The sequence below is a fragment of the Stieleria sp. genome, from assembly GCF_041595215.1.
GTDB classification, from domain to species: Bacteria; Planctomycetota; Planctomycetia; order Pirellulales; family Pirellulaceae; genus Stieleria; species Stieleria magnilauensis.
Genome location: NZ_JBFHKV010000048.1, coordinates 1 through 16,751, shown reverse-complemented (window position 1 = coordinate 16,751; position 16,751 = coordinate 1). Strand labels below are relative to the sequence as shown.

The window sequence follows — 16,751 nt, the reverse complement described above, 5'->3', positions numbered from 1 at the left end:
GTGCATTCGGCGATGAACACTTCGGCCAGCCGCGCAAGACCGCGTGATCCGCCGGGGATTCGGCTGGCCGCCGCTTGCAGATCGATCGTCCGATACTCAGCGGGGCCAGAATCGCTGGAGCCAGAGTTGCTGGAGCCAGTCGCATCGGGGTCGGGATTCGAAGGAGACGCGGCGGTGGCGCCGCCGCCTTGGACTGCGGTGGAAGCGTCGCTCTGGTCTTGGGCTGGGGCGATCGCCGCCGGTTCGTTGGGAGCGGCAACTGCAGCCCGTCCAGAGCCAGCTTTTCCGGGGCCTGATTGGCCGAAGGCGGCGAGCACGGACGTGGCGGGGGCGAACTGGGCCATCATTTCTTGCAGCCGCCGCTGGTGGATCGGTTTGGTCAGGTAGCCGTCCATGCCCGATCGGGCGCATGCCTCGGCATCCTCCTTCATCGCCGCGGCGGTCAACGCGATGATCGGGATATGCCGACCGGTGACGCGCTCATGGGCACGAATCGCCTTGGTCGCGTCGATGCCGTCCATCACGGGCATGTGCATGTCCATCAAAATCATGTCAAACGGTTCGGACTCGTACCGCGCGACCGCTTCGCGTCCGTCACTGACGACGACGGGTTGATGGCCCGACGCGCGGAGCATGCCGACGGCGACGTGTTGATTGGCCAGGCCGTCTTCGGCGACCAAGACACGCATCGGCAAGCATTCCGGCAGGCTCGCACGCGGATCGATCTTGGCGGCCGTTTTTCGCTGCATGACTTGCAGGATCGTGTCGAGCAATTCCGATTGCACGGCGGGTTTGGTCAGGTAGCGGGCGATGCCGATGTCCTGGCAGCGCTGCAACGCATCGCCGCTGGACGACGACGACAACATGATCAGCTTCAGTTGTTCGCTTGAGAACTGGCTGCGGAGCTGTGTGGCGAGTTCGAACCCGTCCATTTCCGGCATCATGCAATCCAGGATCGCCAGCTGAAACGGCTGGCCGCGTTGGGCCGCATCGGTGACCGCTTGCAGCGCGCTGGGGCCTCCGGCGGCCAGCGTCGGGGTCAAATGCCAGTTGGTCAGAATCTCTTTCAGGATTCGCAAGTTTGTCGCGTTGTCGTCGACGACCAGCACGGACATCTCGGCCAAGCTTTCCAGGTCGCCTTCTCGGTCAACGGTTTGGTCTTCCGCCAGCGGAAAGAACGCCGTGAAGTAGAACGTCGTGCCCTGGCCGGGGCGGCTTTCCAGTTGCAAGTCTCCATGCATCAACTGGACCAATTCTTTCGAGATCGCCAGCCCCAGCCCCGTGCCGCCGAACCGACGCGTGGTCGATTCATCGGCTTGCGTGAACGGGTCCAGGATCGACGCGTGTTTTTCTTTGGGGATCCCGATTCCGGTGTCCTTGACGCTGAACCGCAGCGGCAGGTGATTGGGAGGTGCATTCGGGCACGGATCTCCCGCACAGACTTCGACCAACACCTCGCCTTCGTCGGTGAATTTGATGGCGTTGCCGATCAAGTTGATCATCACCTGACGCAACCGTCCGGGGTCTCCCATCCAGCGATCGGGAAGATCCGGTGCGACGCGGCAGGCCAGTTCGATGGTCTTTTTGGCGGCACGGATGGCCAGCGATTGGCTGGTCCGCTGGATCAGATCGCGCAACGAGAACGGGATCGATTCCAGTTGCAGTTTCCGCGATTCGATTTTCGAAAAATCAAGGATCTCGTTGAGCAACAACAGCAGCGATTCGGCCGAATCACGCACCAGATTGATGTAGTCGAGTTGTTCGTTGTTGAGTTTCGTTTGGGCCAGCAGTTCGGACATGCCGATGATGGCGTTCATCGGCGTCCGAATCTCGTGGCTCATGTTGGCCAGGAAATCGCTCTTGGCCCGGTTGGCCGCGTCGGCTTCGTCGCGGGCTTTGCGAAGCGCTTCTTCGTATTTGATCAGTTCGGTGATGTCACGTGAGATGCCGAAGGTGCCGATCACCCGCTCGTCGTCTTCCATCAACGGCATTTTGGTGGACATGCACCAGGTGTCGTCCCGGTCGCGCCAGGTTTCGCGTTCGACGAGATCGACGACGGGTTCGCGGGATTGCATGATCTGCAATTCGTCTTCGCGGGCCGCGGCGGCGTGCGTTTCGGTAAAGATGTCGGCGTCGGTTTTTCCGATCACTTCGGCGCTGGCCAGACCGAACTTTTTCGCCATCGCTTCGCTGATCCGAACGAACCGACTGTCCGGATCTTTGAAATAGATGCTGTCGGGGATGTTTTCCAGCAGCGCGGTGAGCAGATAGCGTTCGTATTTCAGTTCGCTTTCGGCGAGATGTCGATCGGTGACATCCCAGAAGATCAGTTGGATACCGATGACGCGTTGATGGGCGTCCAGGACGGGGCTTTTGATCCGTTCGATCCAGCGGCGTTGGCCGAATTTATCGATCGACTCTTCGACGCTGTGCAGCGATTCGCCGGTGCGGATGACCTGCCGGTCGTCCTTCATGTAGGCCTGGGCGATGTCGGGCGGGAAGAGTTCGTCATCGCGTTTGCCCAGCACTTCGTCGAGTGTGCAGCCGCGGGTTTTCAGGTACGTCTCGTTGGCAAACAGCCGCCGACCATCGATGTCCTTGATCAACAGACTCAGCGGTAACGTGTTGACCAGCGACTCATACGCGGCGAGCGAGTGATGCGGCGCGAGGGAGTCGAGCACGTCGCTGCCCGAATCATCCCAGGACGAATCATCTGGGGCCGGTGGGTCCGTTTCGATGCCATGCGGATCTGCCATCGGTCTGGTTCTAACAACACTTCTTGATCATCGTGACCTCGTTTCCGATTTCGTTAAAACGCAACTCGTCGGCAAAACTTTTCATCAGCACCAACCCCTTGCCGGATTCGGCCGCAAACAGGTTCGCGTCGACTTTGTCCGGCACTTTGGAAGTATCAAATCCGTTTCCTTCGTCGCGGATCACAATCTTGATTTCGTCTTTGCCGGCCGTGGCCTCGACGTAGACCTGGCGATCCTTGTAGGGGGCTTCTTGTTTCCGCCGCTCGATCAAATCCGAGGTCGCGTCGTCGTAGATGATCGCGTGATGAGCCGGGGTCACCGACGGGCCGAGTTGCAAGTTGCCTCGATACATGGCGTTGATCAACGCGTGTTCGATCGCCACGCCCAGTCGATTCATTTCCGCGCCGCTGATCAATTCCATCCCCGAGACGACTTGCATCAGCAGCCCGACCAGCGGTGAAATCAAGTCACTGTCGTTGGGCAGCTGGAACTCAAAAACGTTCTTGGTCAGCTTGGAGATCAGCTTGGCAAAGCTGGCGTCGGTTCGGATCACCCCCAGCACGTCGACAATCGTGTCGTTGAGCAGCGATTGCAGGTGATTTTTGGGCACGTAGCCGGCGGCCCCTTTTTGAAGCGCTTCGGCGGCCAAGTCTTCCGATCCGCGGGCGGTGACCAGGATGGCCGGAATGTGTGCGTAGTCCGACCGCATCATTTCCACCAATTCCAAACCGTTGACCTCCGGCATTTCCAGGTCGGTCACGACGATGTCCAACGGTTCGCTGGCCAGGATCTCGATCGCTAATCGTCCATTGGCCGCATGTCGGACATCGTGACTCCCTTCCTCCAGCAGCATCCGCATCTCAACCGCCTGAGTCGGACTGTCTTCGACCAATAATACCTTCGCCATGATGCCGTCTTTCCGAATGGTGTGAGCGTGAACAGTGGTCCTGCGACCGAACCACCCCCCATCCTACACGTTTTTCGCGTTCAACGATCCGACAGAACTGACAATCTGGCGGCAGTTTGGGAACTTCCATCTTGCGGCGAGTTTTCCGGTCCTCCCGGTCGACCGGGCTGGCCAGTTTGGCCGGACAAATGTCTTGCACAAAATGTAAAAGATCCAGTTTAATCTGCCTGGATCGCCTGGTTGGGACCTCCTGCCAACTTCCGATAGGCTAGGGAGACACGGGCTTGTTGGTCGACTACACTGAGTGTGCGTTTTGACTGCCCAGCCCACCCCCCGTGTCGCTTCGCCGTCAAGACGTCCCGCCACGACCCACCATAAGCCCACCTGCAGCCCTGCCTGCGCCGATCGACGTGCAATGTCGACCAAACCCCTGATTTGATGGGGTCCGGCATACGAATTGCCCCGCAATTCGACGTGACCGCATCGCACGCGCTTGAGAGGATCCGCCAACCTGTATCCGACGCGATGGTCGGTCCGGTCGGCGTCCAACGGCTGCGGCGGGTGCGTTCCGCATCCCTCCCTCCCACCTACCTAGCCCACCGACGACGCCATGTCCAACTGCATCGATCCTCGGCCGATCTCGGCCGAACCAGCGTTTCGATCCGAAAACGATCTCAACGTCGCGACGACCAGGCTCGGAGGCCCCGCCCGTTTCGACGACGCCCGCCTGGCAGCGGCGGCGAACCAAACGAAGCCTGGCCGAACCGCGGCTGGCCGGCCCGGCCGTCGCGGTGGTGGGCGCCGCAGGCACACCACCACGCCTCGGCAGCGACACGGGGTGGTCCACTTTCTGCCCCTGTTGGCCGCCCTGATCGCGGTTCCGATCCTCGGGTTCTCCCTCTCGGCCCTGTTTTTCGGCAGCGGCGGCCAGGTCGACGAGGACGTGCTGCTGCACACCGTCGGACGGGATCGCTTGCAGGTTACCGTGATCGAACGGGGGAATTTGCAAAGTCAATCCAACCGGGAAATCCACTGCATGGTCGAGGACGTCCAGCGTGACGGAATCAACGGCACCCCGATCCTGTGGATCATCCCTAACGGCAGCAGTGTCAAAGAGGGCGATTTGTTGGTCGAACTGGAATCCGCCCCGATGCGTGAAGCCCTCGACGAGCAGATGTTAGAAACCGAAGACGCCCGCTCGACACAGATTCAGGCCGAAGCCAATTACAACAACCAGATCGTTCAGAACGAAACCAATAAAGCGGAAGCCGAATTGCAAGTCCAGCTCGCCAAACTGGAACTGGAAATGTACACCGACGACGAAAGCGGAACGCTGAAGTTGGCGGTCGAGGAAATCAAGCGTTCCATCGACGAGGTCAACAACCAGATCCTCGAAGCCCAGGCGACACTGGAACTGCGACGCGACGACCGCCGCGGGATCGACTCGCTGTACAAGCTCGGGTACGCCAACCGCAATGAGCTGCGCAAAAGCGAACTCGCGTTTCTGCAAGCCGAAGGCAAGTATGCCGCCCAACTGAACAAGCTCGAGACTTCGTTGGCAACGCTCCGCAAAAAGGAAAACTATGAACGCGAAATGGAATTGTTGCGTTTACGCGGAAAATTGCAGACCGCCGAACGAGGGCTGGAGCAGACGTTGCGGAACAACGAAGCCAGGCTGGCCCAGGTGCAAGCGATCTTGCGCGCCCGGACCGAATCGCTGAAGAAGGAAGAGGAGCGGCTGGCACGCTACACCGAACAGCTCGCCGCCTGCAAGATTTTTGCACCCGAAGCCGGGATGGTCGCGTATGCCTCAGATCGAAACGACGAAATCCGCGAAGGCATGCCGGTCCGCTTTCGACAACACCTGATGTCGCTGCCGGCACTCGACAAGATGCAGGTCCAGACCGCGGTTCACGAATCGGATTTGGAACAGATTCGCATCGGGATGAAGGCCCGGATCACCGTCGACGCCTTTCCCGAGAACGAATACATCGGGACGGTCCAATCGATCGCCGTGTTGCCGGAGCAAAACGGATGGCGCGGTAGCGAAACGAAAGTCTACGCGACGACCGTCACGATCGATCAGACCGTCGATCAACTCAAACCCGGCATGACCGCGGTCACGGAAATCATGATCGATTCGATCGACGACGCACTGACCGTTCCGATCCAAGCGGTGATCGAACGAGACAAGCAGACGTGGGTGCTGGTCCGGGATCACAATCAACTTGTCACCCGAGCGGTCCAGACGGGACGTCAAACGGATTCGGTCGTGCAAATCATCGACGGGCTGACCGAGGGTGATCAGGTGGCCCTGAATCCACGCCAATTCATCGACGATCTTCTTAGCGGCGATTCCTGATGTGGTGGGCAACTCTCAAACTGGCGATCCGCAACCTGCTGCTGCACAAAATGCGCAGCTCGTTGACGTTGTTGGGGACCATCCTGGGTGTCGCTTCGGTGATCGCGATGTTGTCGATCGGCGAAGGCAGCAAACAGGACGCACTCGATCGGATCCGCGGTTTGGGTGCCAACAACGTCATCATCCGCACGGTCCAGCCCTCGTCGGGACCTGACGCCGGGGGCGGCAGTGGAACCCAGCCGGCGATGGTCACCACCAGCCGCTACAAGGTGAACGCCTACGGTTTGACGTACGCCGACCTCCGGGCGCTGAGCCAATTGCCGACCGGAGAAAGCGTCGTGCCGGTGATGATGAAGCGGCAGGAGGTCTCCCATCATCGCAATCGGATCGCCCAGGCTCGGGTTCTGGCGACCACGCCGCAACTGCGCGACGTCCGCAGTATTTCAGTCGCCCGCGGTCGCTTTCTGCAATCACACGACCTGGAATCGATGTCCAACGTCGCCGTCCTAGCCGACGGCGCCGCACGCAAGTTGTTCGGGTTCAACGATCCGCTCGGCCAACCGATCTTGATCGGTGGCACCGCGTTCCGAGTGGTCGGCGTTTTGGAAGAACGTGACAGTGGTGTCGCCCGAGCCGGCCAGGCTGAAGGCGGCGATGCCAACCAGGACATTTTTATCCCGCTCGATACAGGCCGCGGCCGATTCGGATTCCTGTCCCGCGCCGGCTCGCAGGGAAGTCGTGAATACGACCGCGTCGAACTGACCGAAATCACCCTCGCTGTGGCCAGCGGTGACGCCGGCAAGGAGGCGTCCGATCGTGTCGTTCCGACCGCCAACATGGTGCGTGGGCTGTTGGAAAAAAGCCACGCGTCGAAGACTGATTACCAGGTGCTGGTGCCGTTGGAGTTGATGGCCCAGGCGGAACACGAAAAACGGATCTGGAACATGGTGCTCGGCGCGATCGCAGGCATTTCGCTGCTGGTCGGCGGAATCGGAATCATGAACATCATGCTGGCGACGGTGACCGAGCGGACGCGGGAAATCGGGATCCGCCGCGCGATCGGGGCCAAGAAGCGAGACATCATTCGTCAGTTCTTGTTGGAGACGACGGTGTTGTCCGCGATGGGTGGAGTGCTCGGGATTGTCTTGGGGATCGCGATCCCGATCATCGTGACCGTGTTTGCGGGGATGAAAACCGCCACCAGCTTCTCCTCGATCGGCTTGGCCTTCGGCATCTCCGTCGGCATCGGGATCGTGTTCGGAGTCTACCCGGCCTACAAAGCCGCCTCGATGAACCCCATCGAAGCCCTGCGAAAGACATAGACGCGTCGGTCACGCTGCGCGTGGCAACCGGCCGAGAAAGAATTTGGCAGAATGATCCGGGGCAGAATGATGACCGGCTGAAATCATCCTGCCCGGTGTCTTTCTGCCATCACTCTCATCGCCGTCTTGATCTCTTGTGGCCCATCGTGTGATCCGCAAACGCAAGGCTTTCCCGTGACGCGCGTCGTGTGGTCAGAGGGTGTTCTTCTGTTATTGAAAGACGAAACCGACCGAACGCACGACGCGCCGATTCTTGGGAGTCGAGTGCCTTTGGATGTTTGGTGTGCACCCATGAGATCAAAACGTGGTATGCCGCGCGACGCCGATGGACCGCATGCAGGAGATTTGTGAAGCGGACGGTTTGGGGAAGGGGGCAACGATCGCAATGAGCGGGTGCAATGAGCGGGTGCCGCAAGCCATGGGCCTGGGGGATGCCCGGAGGGCAGGCAGAGTGTGTGCCGGCGGCGTGAGCCGCCGGTCGAGAGGCTCTCTTTATTGCAGCAGCCCTGGAAGGGCGACACAGTCCATGCTGCGGCTTCGACCCGGTGCGCGCTGTGTCGGCCTTCCAGGCCTGCCCCGACGTTGCGGTTGCTGCCCGGGCCCTGACGGACCCGGCAAGCACTCTGTCAGCCCGCCGGGCTTTCGGAATCCGTGGTGGCGGTCACTTCGCGTCGCGTGGGATGGTATCGCTGGCACGCACTGTCAGGATCCGTTCTAATCGAGTCCCATCGCCGTCCCACCTGAAGGGCGACAACGTTCTGGCATTCCAATCGCAATTGTCGCAGGAGGGACTGTGTTTCTGCTTGGTAACATGCTCCTCTCCGCCATGGGCATTCCGATCACCCGCGAGGACAGCACGCAATCGGCCGACTCGTCGTGAAGAGCAAGCTGCGCCGAAGAGTGATTGCACGAGAACCCGATGAAGCGTCACGTTTGGTGGCGGGAGCCTGAGGCATGGTCAAGCGTTGCATTTCCGAAAACCAGCGAGTCTGGCTTGTTGGGCAACTCGATGACTGGCAGTTGCAAGGTGTACTGTCCGCGGATCAGGCCGATCGGATCCTCGGTCTCTACGAGACGCAAGCCGAACTGTCCGAACGCAAACGATCCACAGCGCTGCTTACGCTAATGGGCGTTGCTGCCCTTTTGGTCGGGCTGGGGGCGCTGCTGTTGATCGGCTACAACTGGAACGCGATGCCCGACGCGTTGAAGCTGCTTCTCATCTTCGGCATGATCGTCGGAACGCAGGGTGCCGGTTTCGTCCTGCGTTTTAATCGTCACGCGACGTTGTTGTCCGAAGTCGTTTTTTTCCTGGGTTGCCTGTTCTACGGTGCCGGTATTTTTTTGACGGCTCAGATCTTTCATCTCAACGCCCATTATCCTGACGGCGTCTGGTGGTGGGCTGTAGGGGTTCTGCCCTTTGCACTTTGCCTGGACACCCTGTTGGTTCACACGTTGCTGGTTGCTCTACTGGCGATCTGGTGCGGAATGGAGATCATCCGCTTCGGTGAGATTGGATTGTGGTTTTTTGGGCGTTGGGGAGGGATCCCAAACGGCGCATACTCGCTTCCGTTGCTGGCGTTTCCCGGCCTGATGTGGGCGTATCGCAAGGGCTCCGTCGCCACGGTCGCCCTGTACGTTCCGCTATTGGCGTGGTGGATCATTCTGCAACCCATCGCCTGGGATATGGAGGAGGAGACGGTCTATTTCATCGGCGCTGTCGGCGGGCTGATGCTCGTCATCGCGGAAAGCCATTCCAGCGGCGCTCCATTTGCCATTCCCTACCGCCTGTTCGGGGTTCTGCTGGCCGCTGGCGTCCTTTTGGCGATGAGTTTCCATGAATTCAACGAAGAGATTCAGCGTTCAGCATTTGATGCGAGGAGTGGCATACTGGCGCTTGTGATTGTAATGCTCTCGATGGCGATCATCTCCGTGACGGCCGTGTTCAAACGCCATCAGTCGCCGGAGAAACTTTCCGTCGTTTCACAGGTTGGACAGGTTGTTCGCCGGCAATGGCTGCCGATCGGATTGGTGCTGCTAATGGTCATGCTGCAGCTGTGGCACTTGTTGATGGGCGAGCCAATACTGCCAACCATCGTCGCGAATATCGCGATGCTCTTTCTCGCTGTTTGGCTTGTCGGTGTTGGGCTTCGAGAAGACAGGGGCCAGCCATTTGCGGCCGGCGTGCTGTATTTTCTGCTCTGGGCCGTCGTACGATACGTCGACCTGTTCGGCGACTTTGGTGGTATGTTAGGTGCGGCGGTGATGTTTTTCCTCTGCGGAGGAGCTCTGTTCGGCGTGGCATTCTATTGGCGCCAGCGAAGGCGGCCGCAACATGACTGATACGATGGATCAACAAAGCAATTCAGTGTTGCCCGGGCTCGCATGGGTAGACCGCGGACTCGGCTGGATCAAGCGTCGGGAGCGAGCCGTTGTGATTGTCGGTGTTGGGTTCCAAGTCGTTGTGCTATTGGCGATGATCGCAACACCTTTGCAGACGCTGGTCGCTGGCGACACGATCCTACTACGCGTCGTGCCGGTGGATCCACGCGATCTGTTTCGAGGCGACTATGTCATCCTCAACTATGAATTCAGTCGAGTCCCACCGCAAGGGATTCCGGGGCTTCAATCCACCGACCTTCGAGGGCAAACGGTGTACGTCACGTTGGTGCCCGAAGAGGATGGCAAGCACTGGCGGGCGGACAGGTTTAGTCTTCGTCCGCCGACAAGCGGGAGATTCTTGCGGGGGCAAATGACGCATTCGCATCGGATTGAATATGGCATCGAGTCATTCTTTGTCCAGGAAGGCGAGGGATTGCGTTACGAGCGCGCCGTGCGTAGCCGAAAACTCTCGGCTGAGGTCGCTTTGGACCGGACCGGTAAAGCGGTTCTGAAACGGCTCGTGATCAACTGACAATCCGTCGGTCGCCTCACCCGACTGACCGCTTTGCCGGAGTTGACGGGTGCCGGTCGATGTCTCACGCCGCTGAGCCGAAGGTGGGCTGGACTCAAGCTAGGGTGAGCTGCTGAAGCCTCGTAGTTCGGCAAAGCCGATCGCTTCTTCCCCTTCGCCGGTGTAGAACAAATAGACTTTGCCTTCATCCTCGAAAATGAAGGGGTCGCGCAATTGGTTGACATTGACCTGTGCGCCGTTGGCTGATTTCGTTGCTGGTAGGTCGGCCCCTTCCCAGTCAAGTTCCGCTTGGAGGATGAGTTGTTGCCCGTTCGCCTTCCATTGGCCGGTGTCGGTGCTGCCGTTGTTGGTGTCAATCACCGATAAAAAGATGCGTTCGGGAGTGTCGTTTTTGGCAGAGTAGAACAAGTAGACGTTGGTGTCATTCGGGTCGATGTGTGTTCGTGTATAGGCGGTTGAGTGACGTATCTCGCCGGTCCCTTCGCCATTTTGGACGTAAAGTGTCTGCATCGGATTGCCGCTTTGATCGACCAATTCCCACCAGTTGTCGTCGGTGATGCTTACATCCGGGCTCGGCTTCCACAAGCCGCCGGGCGTATCGGCGTTGGCAATCGTGTTGATCTCACCCACATCGTTGGTGCGTGGTGCTTTCCAAAGTTTGCCTCCGTTTGAAAATGCAAATGTTTGACCACCGACTTCGAAAATTCTTGCGTAAGCTCCCACCGGTAGGACTTCACGCATCCCTTGACCGACCTCTCCTCCTAGGTGTGTCGGGTTGAAATTTAACCCATAGCTGCAAGTGCTAACGAAAGTCTGTTGCCCGGTAATCCCGGGTATTAGTTGCGACGTTGCGTGGAAATACATGATGATCCGCTGGTTCTGGTGATCCACATGAACTTCCGGTGATGCGATGTGATTCGTAGCGATGACTTCACTACCTGGATGGGCATCAAGCCTCGATTGAACCATCGAAAGCACTCCACTTCTGGGCGTCTGCGCTCCCGTGTTGTTGCCGCTGTTTCCCCAGGATCGGTCGGGGGCGTCACCTGAATTGAAGAGCGACCAGGTGCCGGTGAGCGAATCAGACCACGCCATACGGATGTCGCGCCCAATGTGGTGCCCGAAGTACAAGTAGTACTTCGCATCGGGGTGGACGCGATCGGCGGCGGGAATCCAATCGGGCACACGGATAACAGACGGACCATTGATGTTGGTTGAGCCTGCCGGCAGTGAAGACTGATTAAACCCGGCGTTAGCTTGAGAAGAAGAGCCGACCGCTGTAAACGTGGATTCATCAATGATTGGGTCAAAACCTGGCGTGTCAGGGCGACCGTCAATGCGCACTGCGGTAATGCTCTGACCGTCTGCGGGGCCTTGGATAAATAGAAAAATCAGACTCGCCAAATACTTCTGCAAGGTGCCAGACATCAACATGAAAACTCTCATCGATACAAATGAACTTTCCGATTGGCAGCGATCCGTGTGATCCGCGGTTGGGGCCGTCAAACATGCGACTTCGATTTGGATAAGGTCGCTCACATTTCGTTCTGCTGCAAGCCACCTCGTGTCGACCCCGTCTCAGGCTGCGCTCCGAATGATGCGGCGTCGCGGAGGATCCTTCGCGAGGACGATGGGCGATTGCTGGCACCTTCGGCCGCGATCCGTTCTAATCGAGTCCCTGCAACGGACTCGCGGAGGGGCGATAACGTTCTACCGCCCGATGGATCCCCGTTCCTCTGCGTGCGTGGATAGATCGCAGTTCGATATCTGGCAACGCGAATACAACCAATGCAACGACCTCAACTAGCGGCTGGCCTGTTTGCTTTTGCCATCGGCGTCGTTCTCAGTCTTTCGGCCTCGGCCGTCTCCGCCCAGCCAACTCAGTCGGTCCTCACGAAACACTACGTTCTCGATCCGATACGCGTCTTTTACGCGACCGAGGGGAAAGACGGGGTGCCGCTGGCGGACATCGATCGTTCCGGAGTACCGGATCGGGTGGAAGACATCGCGAAACAAGTTTGGGCGGCGCATCATCTGTTCTGTGTGGTGTTGAATTTTCCTGATCCGTTAGGGAGTGCGCGGTATCAGAAGGTGAATTGCATTCAAGTCAGCCTGCGTGATCTGGGCGGGGGGAACGGGTTGGCATTTACGGCCTCGCAACGCGCGCGGCAGATTCCGGAGGGCAAATCGACCGACAGAGCGATCGTCATGTCGATCAACTCCAGACTTAATCCGATGAAGAACATCACGCCGGCACATGAAACGTTCCACTTGGTGCAGTATGGAACGACGTATTTCAAAAACGGGTGGTTCCTGGAGGGGATGGCTCGCTGGTCCGAGCATGCGTTAGGTCGGGACGGGCTTGGGCATGTGAAATACTCGCCGAGCGGACCATGGCCACAGACACTGCAGCATCAAAAAATGCTGGTCAATATGACGTACGACGCTGAGTACGTGCTGTGGAACCCGATCGCGCGGCAGACGGACCGCGTCGGTTTGCTCAGTCGCAAACTGCTGGACAGAAAGCTGAGATCGCTTCGCTATTCGGACGGAACGCCCGTGCTGCGTGACGCAGCGCTAACCGGTGCGGAAGTCATGCGTGACATCGTGATCGAACTCGGAAGACTGGATGATGTGGCATTTGAGGAACTGAATTACGAAGCGTGGTCCGAAAAGAATCAGCGCGCCGAGGAGAACAATCCCTACATCTACAAGGCTGTGATGGACGTTTTGCGGCGTCATGTCCCGTCGGTGGGGCCGTATGAGTTGCCGAAGCGTCAGCGGCCGATGGTAGTGGGCACTGCAAACGCTGATGCTTTCCAAGTCGATTCGGTTTGGAACGGCAGCGATTCCATGTCCAAAGGTTTTAAGCTCACTGTGCTTGAGCGAGACGGAGGTCGTTTCAAAGCGAGATTTGAGAGTACACGCTGGGTGCGTGAAGTATCGGGGATCGCAACGGACAGTTTCGTTTCCTGGAACAGCAAAGACGTTCACGCCATCAAGGGTAGCGCAGGGGGCGATAACCAGGGGACGATTGTCAGCGATCATCAGGGGCCGCGGATCGACTTTGTTTGGCGTGCCGGCAACAATCAAGGCGCGTTCACGCTTCGGAAACAAAATTGATTCTGCGTGGGTGGATGTCGTCCGCACAATTTGTAAACGCTGGCACCCTCAGCCACGATCCGTTCTAATCGAGTTCCTTCGACGGACGCGCGGAGGGGCGACAACGTTCAGCGCCCGATGGCTCCCCGTTCTTTCCCATGCGCGGATCGATCGCAATTTGTCATTTGTATCAGGAGTCGACCGCTGAGAATGGGTACTCGGTGTACTCGCTTCAGCGTCCGACGTTTGCCCGAACCGGCGTGTTTTGAGCAAGGCACACTGTCACGTGAAACAACCTGCTTAAACAAACGATGGTCAGTCAACAATGGTCAGCAAACGATTCAGTCTACGTGCAATGCTTGGTGCAGTCGCATTTTGTGCGACCATGGTCGCTTTGATTGCGCATGCCTATCGGCTAGGGCAACACTCAGGATATAGCCAGGGCTTTGATACGGCAATGAATCAGCGGTTGTCCGAACGAGACTTGTTGACAGTCGAATACCCGATTGACTCGGTTATTGAGAAGGCGTTTCCAAACGAGCACGCCGATTACGCTGTTGCCGACCTTCTGAAGTTGGTTGCAGAAAAGGCCAAGCCCGAAACCTGGGAATCCGTAGGCGGATACGGCACACTGGATGCTCGGTGCAACGAGCATGGCGAACATCTTCTCATTGTCACTAACTCCATTCCCGTCCACCTGGAGATCAGTCGGATCCTCGATGATCTACGTGGAGCCGCGATTGGAATTCGTGACCGGAGCCTCGTCAAGAAGTTTTACGAGACACAAAGCCAAACGCCTGTTGCAGAGTAGACTGTGAAGTTGTCGCAACGCCCGCAAGTTCGGTGGCAGATCAGTGCATGCGGGTGACCATCAGTCACCGAGTTGAGGTTATTGATGTGGTGAGTCGTTGGCGTTTTGGTGCGGGCGACGTCTTGATCTCATGTGGCCTATTCCGCTGCCACCGCTTCAGTGGCTTGCGGGGTTTTGAGATCCAGTTTGTAGCAGAGTGCGATCGCTTGTCGGCTGTAGTCGATCGATTCGCCGAGGATACGTGCGGCTTCTTGGCTGGCATGAAAGCCTTTGCTGTTTTCGCTGGCGATGTAATCGAGTCGCCACATCGCTTTGCGTTGCAGTTTGCGGATCGGGGCAAGTTGCTCGTCGGTCGCCCCGGCCGCTTGGACTTCGATGATGGCGTCGAACAGGTCAGTCACGGCAGCGGCGGCGCGATCGATCAACGCTCGCGTGCGATCCTGGATCATGTCGACCCGGTCTTTGATTTCTTGCTCGGGGATGTTGTGACAGGTTTGGCAGGCCTTGTTGATGTTCGTCATCGGGCTGCGGACCCAGTGGCTGCTCACTTTCGTTGCGCCTTTCTTTTCAAAGGGCATGTGGCAATCGCTGCAACTGACACCGGATCGAGCGTGGATCCCCTGGCTCCAGAGTTCGAACTCGGGGTGCTGGGCCTTGTAGACCTTGGTGCCTGTTTCCTTGTGAACGTAATCGTAGAATTCGCCGCCATCGGGGAAGGTTGTTGCGTCCCATTCGGCTTCCAGGTCTTCCATCTTCAGTCCGTTGCCCCAGGGGAACGTCAGCGTCATTTTGTTGGCGCAATAGTACTCGACGTGGCACTGTCCGCAGACGAACGTCCGCATTTCCTGGCGGGTGGCCATCGTGTTGGGGTCGTAGTTTCCTTTGGCCCCGTCGGCGCGCCATTGTCCGATGCTGGGCAGGTGCGGCACGGGATCGTCGCTCTTGGCCAATTTGTCGATTCCCAGGATGAATCCCGGTCGTGTGACACGAATCTGCATGGTGTCCGGGTCGTGGCAATCGACGCAGGAGACGGGATGGGCGCCGCCCATGTGTGGATCGCCGGTCGGGACGTCGATGCCGTCCGCGGTTTTCTCGAGTTCGGCGTGGACCTCTTCGTAGTTCTTGCGGCTGACCGCTTTGAATCCCGCCATCACCGCGTCCATGTTGAAGTCTTTGCTGAGCGCCACGGGCGACGCGTCTTTGCCCATCTCTTGCAGACCGATGCGGCGATAGGTTGGAATAATCGATGCGTGACAGTGCAGGCAGGCACCGGCTTGTTGGACATCGGTGACCCGTTTGGTGACTTCTTGATCGGCCAGCATGTGCGAGTGGCCGCGTGCCTCGCGGTAATCGATGCTGAACGCATAGCCGGCGAACAATCGCTTCAGCCACGGGTGCTCTTCCAGCTTGCTGGGCGGCAACGCGTGATTGCCGCCGAAGTCGGTGTAGTCGTCGTTGACGGTTTTCAGATAGTCTTCATATTGCTGCGGAAAGTTCAGTCCCCAGGGTTTGGGGTCGCTGCTGAGTTCCGTCACCTCGACCACCTTGATAAACGGCGTTCGGGCTTCCTGTTTGTGTTCAAAGATACTGACCAGCAGCATCAGCACGCCGACGGTTACGAGCGTGGTCAGGACCGTCAAGATCGCGATCCATCCGGAACTGCGTTTCGTCTCTGAAGACATGTTCATGCGTTGGAAAAGAGGGGGGCGAGCCGTGAATGTAGACTGTAGGAAGGATTTAACGCCCGGCGTGGCCGACGTCGGCATGGCAATGGACGCATGAGAGCATGTCGGCGCCTTCGGTGGCCGGCAGCAAGCTGTGGACAAAGTCTTTGTGGCAATCGACACAGGTGCTTTGCGTCACCCGTCGATTGCGGGGCTTGATTTGAATCGGGTCGTCGAAGCCGCCGAACGTGAAGGCGAGCGAGTGGAAAAAGCCGTTGTCCGCCTTGACCACCCATTTTCCGATCGCATCATGCGGCAGATGGCAATCATTGCAGACGGCGACGTGGTGGTGGCTGCTCTGCTGCCAAGAATCAAGGTGATCCTGCATCACGTGGCAATTCACGCACGCCTGCGGTTGATTGCTCATGTAGCTGCCCCCTTTGCCGTAGCCGAACGTGAAGGTCCCGACGCCGGCCAGCACGCCGAGCGTCAATGCCAATGCGACCACGCTTTTTCGGAAACGCGGTGTGGAGGCAGCGACCGAGGATTCACCGGCCTCGTTCGATTCCGGTTCCGATGGGGGCTCGGTGAGCGTCTCCTCCGTCATTGATCCATTCCGGTCGTTTGCGCGTCCTGTGCGGACTGCTGCGGATGTGCTTCGACGTGCCTTCCATCGGCATGCCAGATGGCTGCGGGTGAGGATTTTACCCGAAAGGTTTGTCTCGCGTGACGGCCTGGGCCGAATGTCCAGCCGTTCATGCGAAAGCCGTCACACATTCGATATCACGGTCTCTGCCAATCGCTGTGGTGATGTGCGAGTTTCGGCCTTGGATGGAAGGGCGGGGCGTGTTTGGGGGCGTGTTTTCATCGCGGCGGCTAGATGGCGACACACTGCCCAGCGACGACCCCGCTTGCC

11 protein-coding genes are annotated in these 16,751 nt (G+C 58.5%); 6 read left to right on the top strand and 5 right to left on the bottom strand.

Annotated features, from left to right (window positions below; genetic code table 11):
• Both ABX749_RS03445 and ABX749_RS03440 read right to left on the bottom strand, forming a co-directional pair.
• Positions 1 to 2,756: response regulator (locus ABX749_RS03445; protein ID WP_372894769.1), on the bottom strand; the 2,756-nt coding region annotated here is incomplete at its 3' end.
• A 10-nt stretch (positions 2,757 to 2,766) separates the two neighbouring features.
• Complete coding sequence (locus ABX749_RS03440) at positions 2,767 to 3,663, bottom strand: response regulator (RefSeq protein WP_372894768.1); 897 nt, start codon at positions 3,661 to 3,663, stop codon at positions 2,767 to 2,769.
• A gap of 610 nt (positions 3,664 to 4,273) precedes the next feature.
• Between ABX749_RS03440 and ABX749_RS03435 the strand changes: the two genes are divergently transcribed.
• From ABX749_RS03435 to ABX749_RS03420, 4 genes are all read left to right on the top strand, one after another.
• Entirely contained in the window at positions 4,274 to 6,025 is a 1,752-nt protein-coding gene (locus tag ABX749_RS03435) for an efflux RND transporter periplasmic adaptor subunit (RefSeq protein ID WP_372894767.1), read from the top strand.
• The gene (locus tag ABX749_RS03430) at positions 6,025 to 7,347 is read left to right on the top strand and encodes an ABC transporter permease (RefSeq protein ID WP_145220237.1); all 1,323 of its coding nucleotides are present in this window, start codon (positions 6,025 to 6,027) and stop codon (positions 7,345 to 7,347) included. The genes ABX749_RS03435 and ABX749_RS03430 overlap by 1 nt, the downstream gene beginning before the upstream one ends.
• Positions 7,348 to 8,301: 954 nt before the next feature.
• Positions 8,302 to 9,687, top strand: coding sequence for a DUF2157 domain-containing protein (locus tag ABX749_RS03425; RefSeq protein WP_372894766.1), 1,386 nt, complete (start codon positions 8,302 to 8,304; stop codon positions 9,685 to 9,687).
• A complete protein-coding gene (locus tag ABX749_RS03420; protein WP_372894765.1) occupies positions 9,680 to 10,258 on the top strand; it encodes a GDYXXLXY domain-containing protein in 579 nt (192 codons plus the stop codon). Before ABX749_RS03425 ends, ABX749_RS03420 begins: the two co-directional genes overlap by 8 nt.
• Positions 10,259 to 10,357: 99 nt before the next feature.
• On the opposite strand, the gene ABX749_RS03415 is transcribed toward ABX749_RS03420, so the two are convergent.
• Entirely contained in the window at positions 10,358 to 11,692 is a 1,335-nt protein-coding gene (locus tag ABX749_RS03415; protein WP_372894764.1) for a hypothetical protein, read from the bottom strand.
• Between the two features lie 354 nt (positions 11,693 to 12,046).
• On the opposite strand from ABX749_RS03415, the gene ABX749_RS03410 reads away from it, so the two are divergent.
• Together ABX749_RS03410 and ABX749_RS03405 are read left to right on the top strand one after the other, a co-directional pair.
• The gene (locus tag ABX749_RS03410; RefSeq protein WP_372894763.1) at positions 12,047 to 13,381 is read left to right on the top strand and encodes a hypothetical protein; all 1,335 of its coding nucleotides are present in this window, start codon (positions 12,047 to 12,049) and stop codon (positions 13,379 to 13,381) included.
• Between the two features lie 304 nt (positions 13,382 to 13,685).
• The gene (locus ABX749_RS03405; RefSeq protein WP_372894762.1) at positions 13,686 to 14,171 is read left to right on the top strand and encodes a hypothetical protein; all 486 of its coding nucleotides are present in this window, start codon (positions 13,686 to 13,688) and stop codon (positions 14,169 to 14,171) included.
• Between the two features lie 137 nt (positions 14,172 to 14,308).
• Here the strand turns inward: ABX749_RS03405 and ABX749_RS03400 are convergent, their stop codons facing one another.
• Positions 14,309 to 15,853 carry an ammonia-forming cytochrome c nitrite reductase subunit c552 gene (locus tag ABX749_RS03400; protein WP_372894761.1) on the bottom strand — a complete coding sequence of 515 codons (1,545 nt, stop codon included), beginning with the start codon at positions 15,851 to 15,853 and terminating at the stop codon, positions 14,309 to 14,311.
• A 55-nt stretch (positions 15,854 to 15,908) separates the two neighbouring features.
• Positions 15,909 to 16,442 (bottom strand): cytochrome c nitrite reductase small subunit, encoded by a 534-nt coding sequence (gene nrfH / locus ABX749_RS03395; protein WP_372894760.1) that lies wholly within the window; start codon positions 16,440 to 16,442, stop codon positions 15,909 to 15,911.
• Between the last annotated feature and the right edge of the window lie 309 nt (positions 16,443 to 16,751).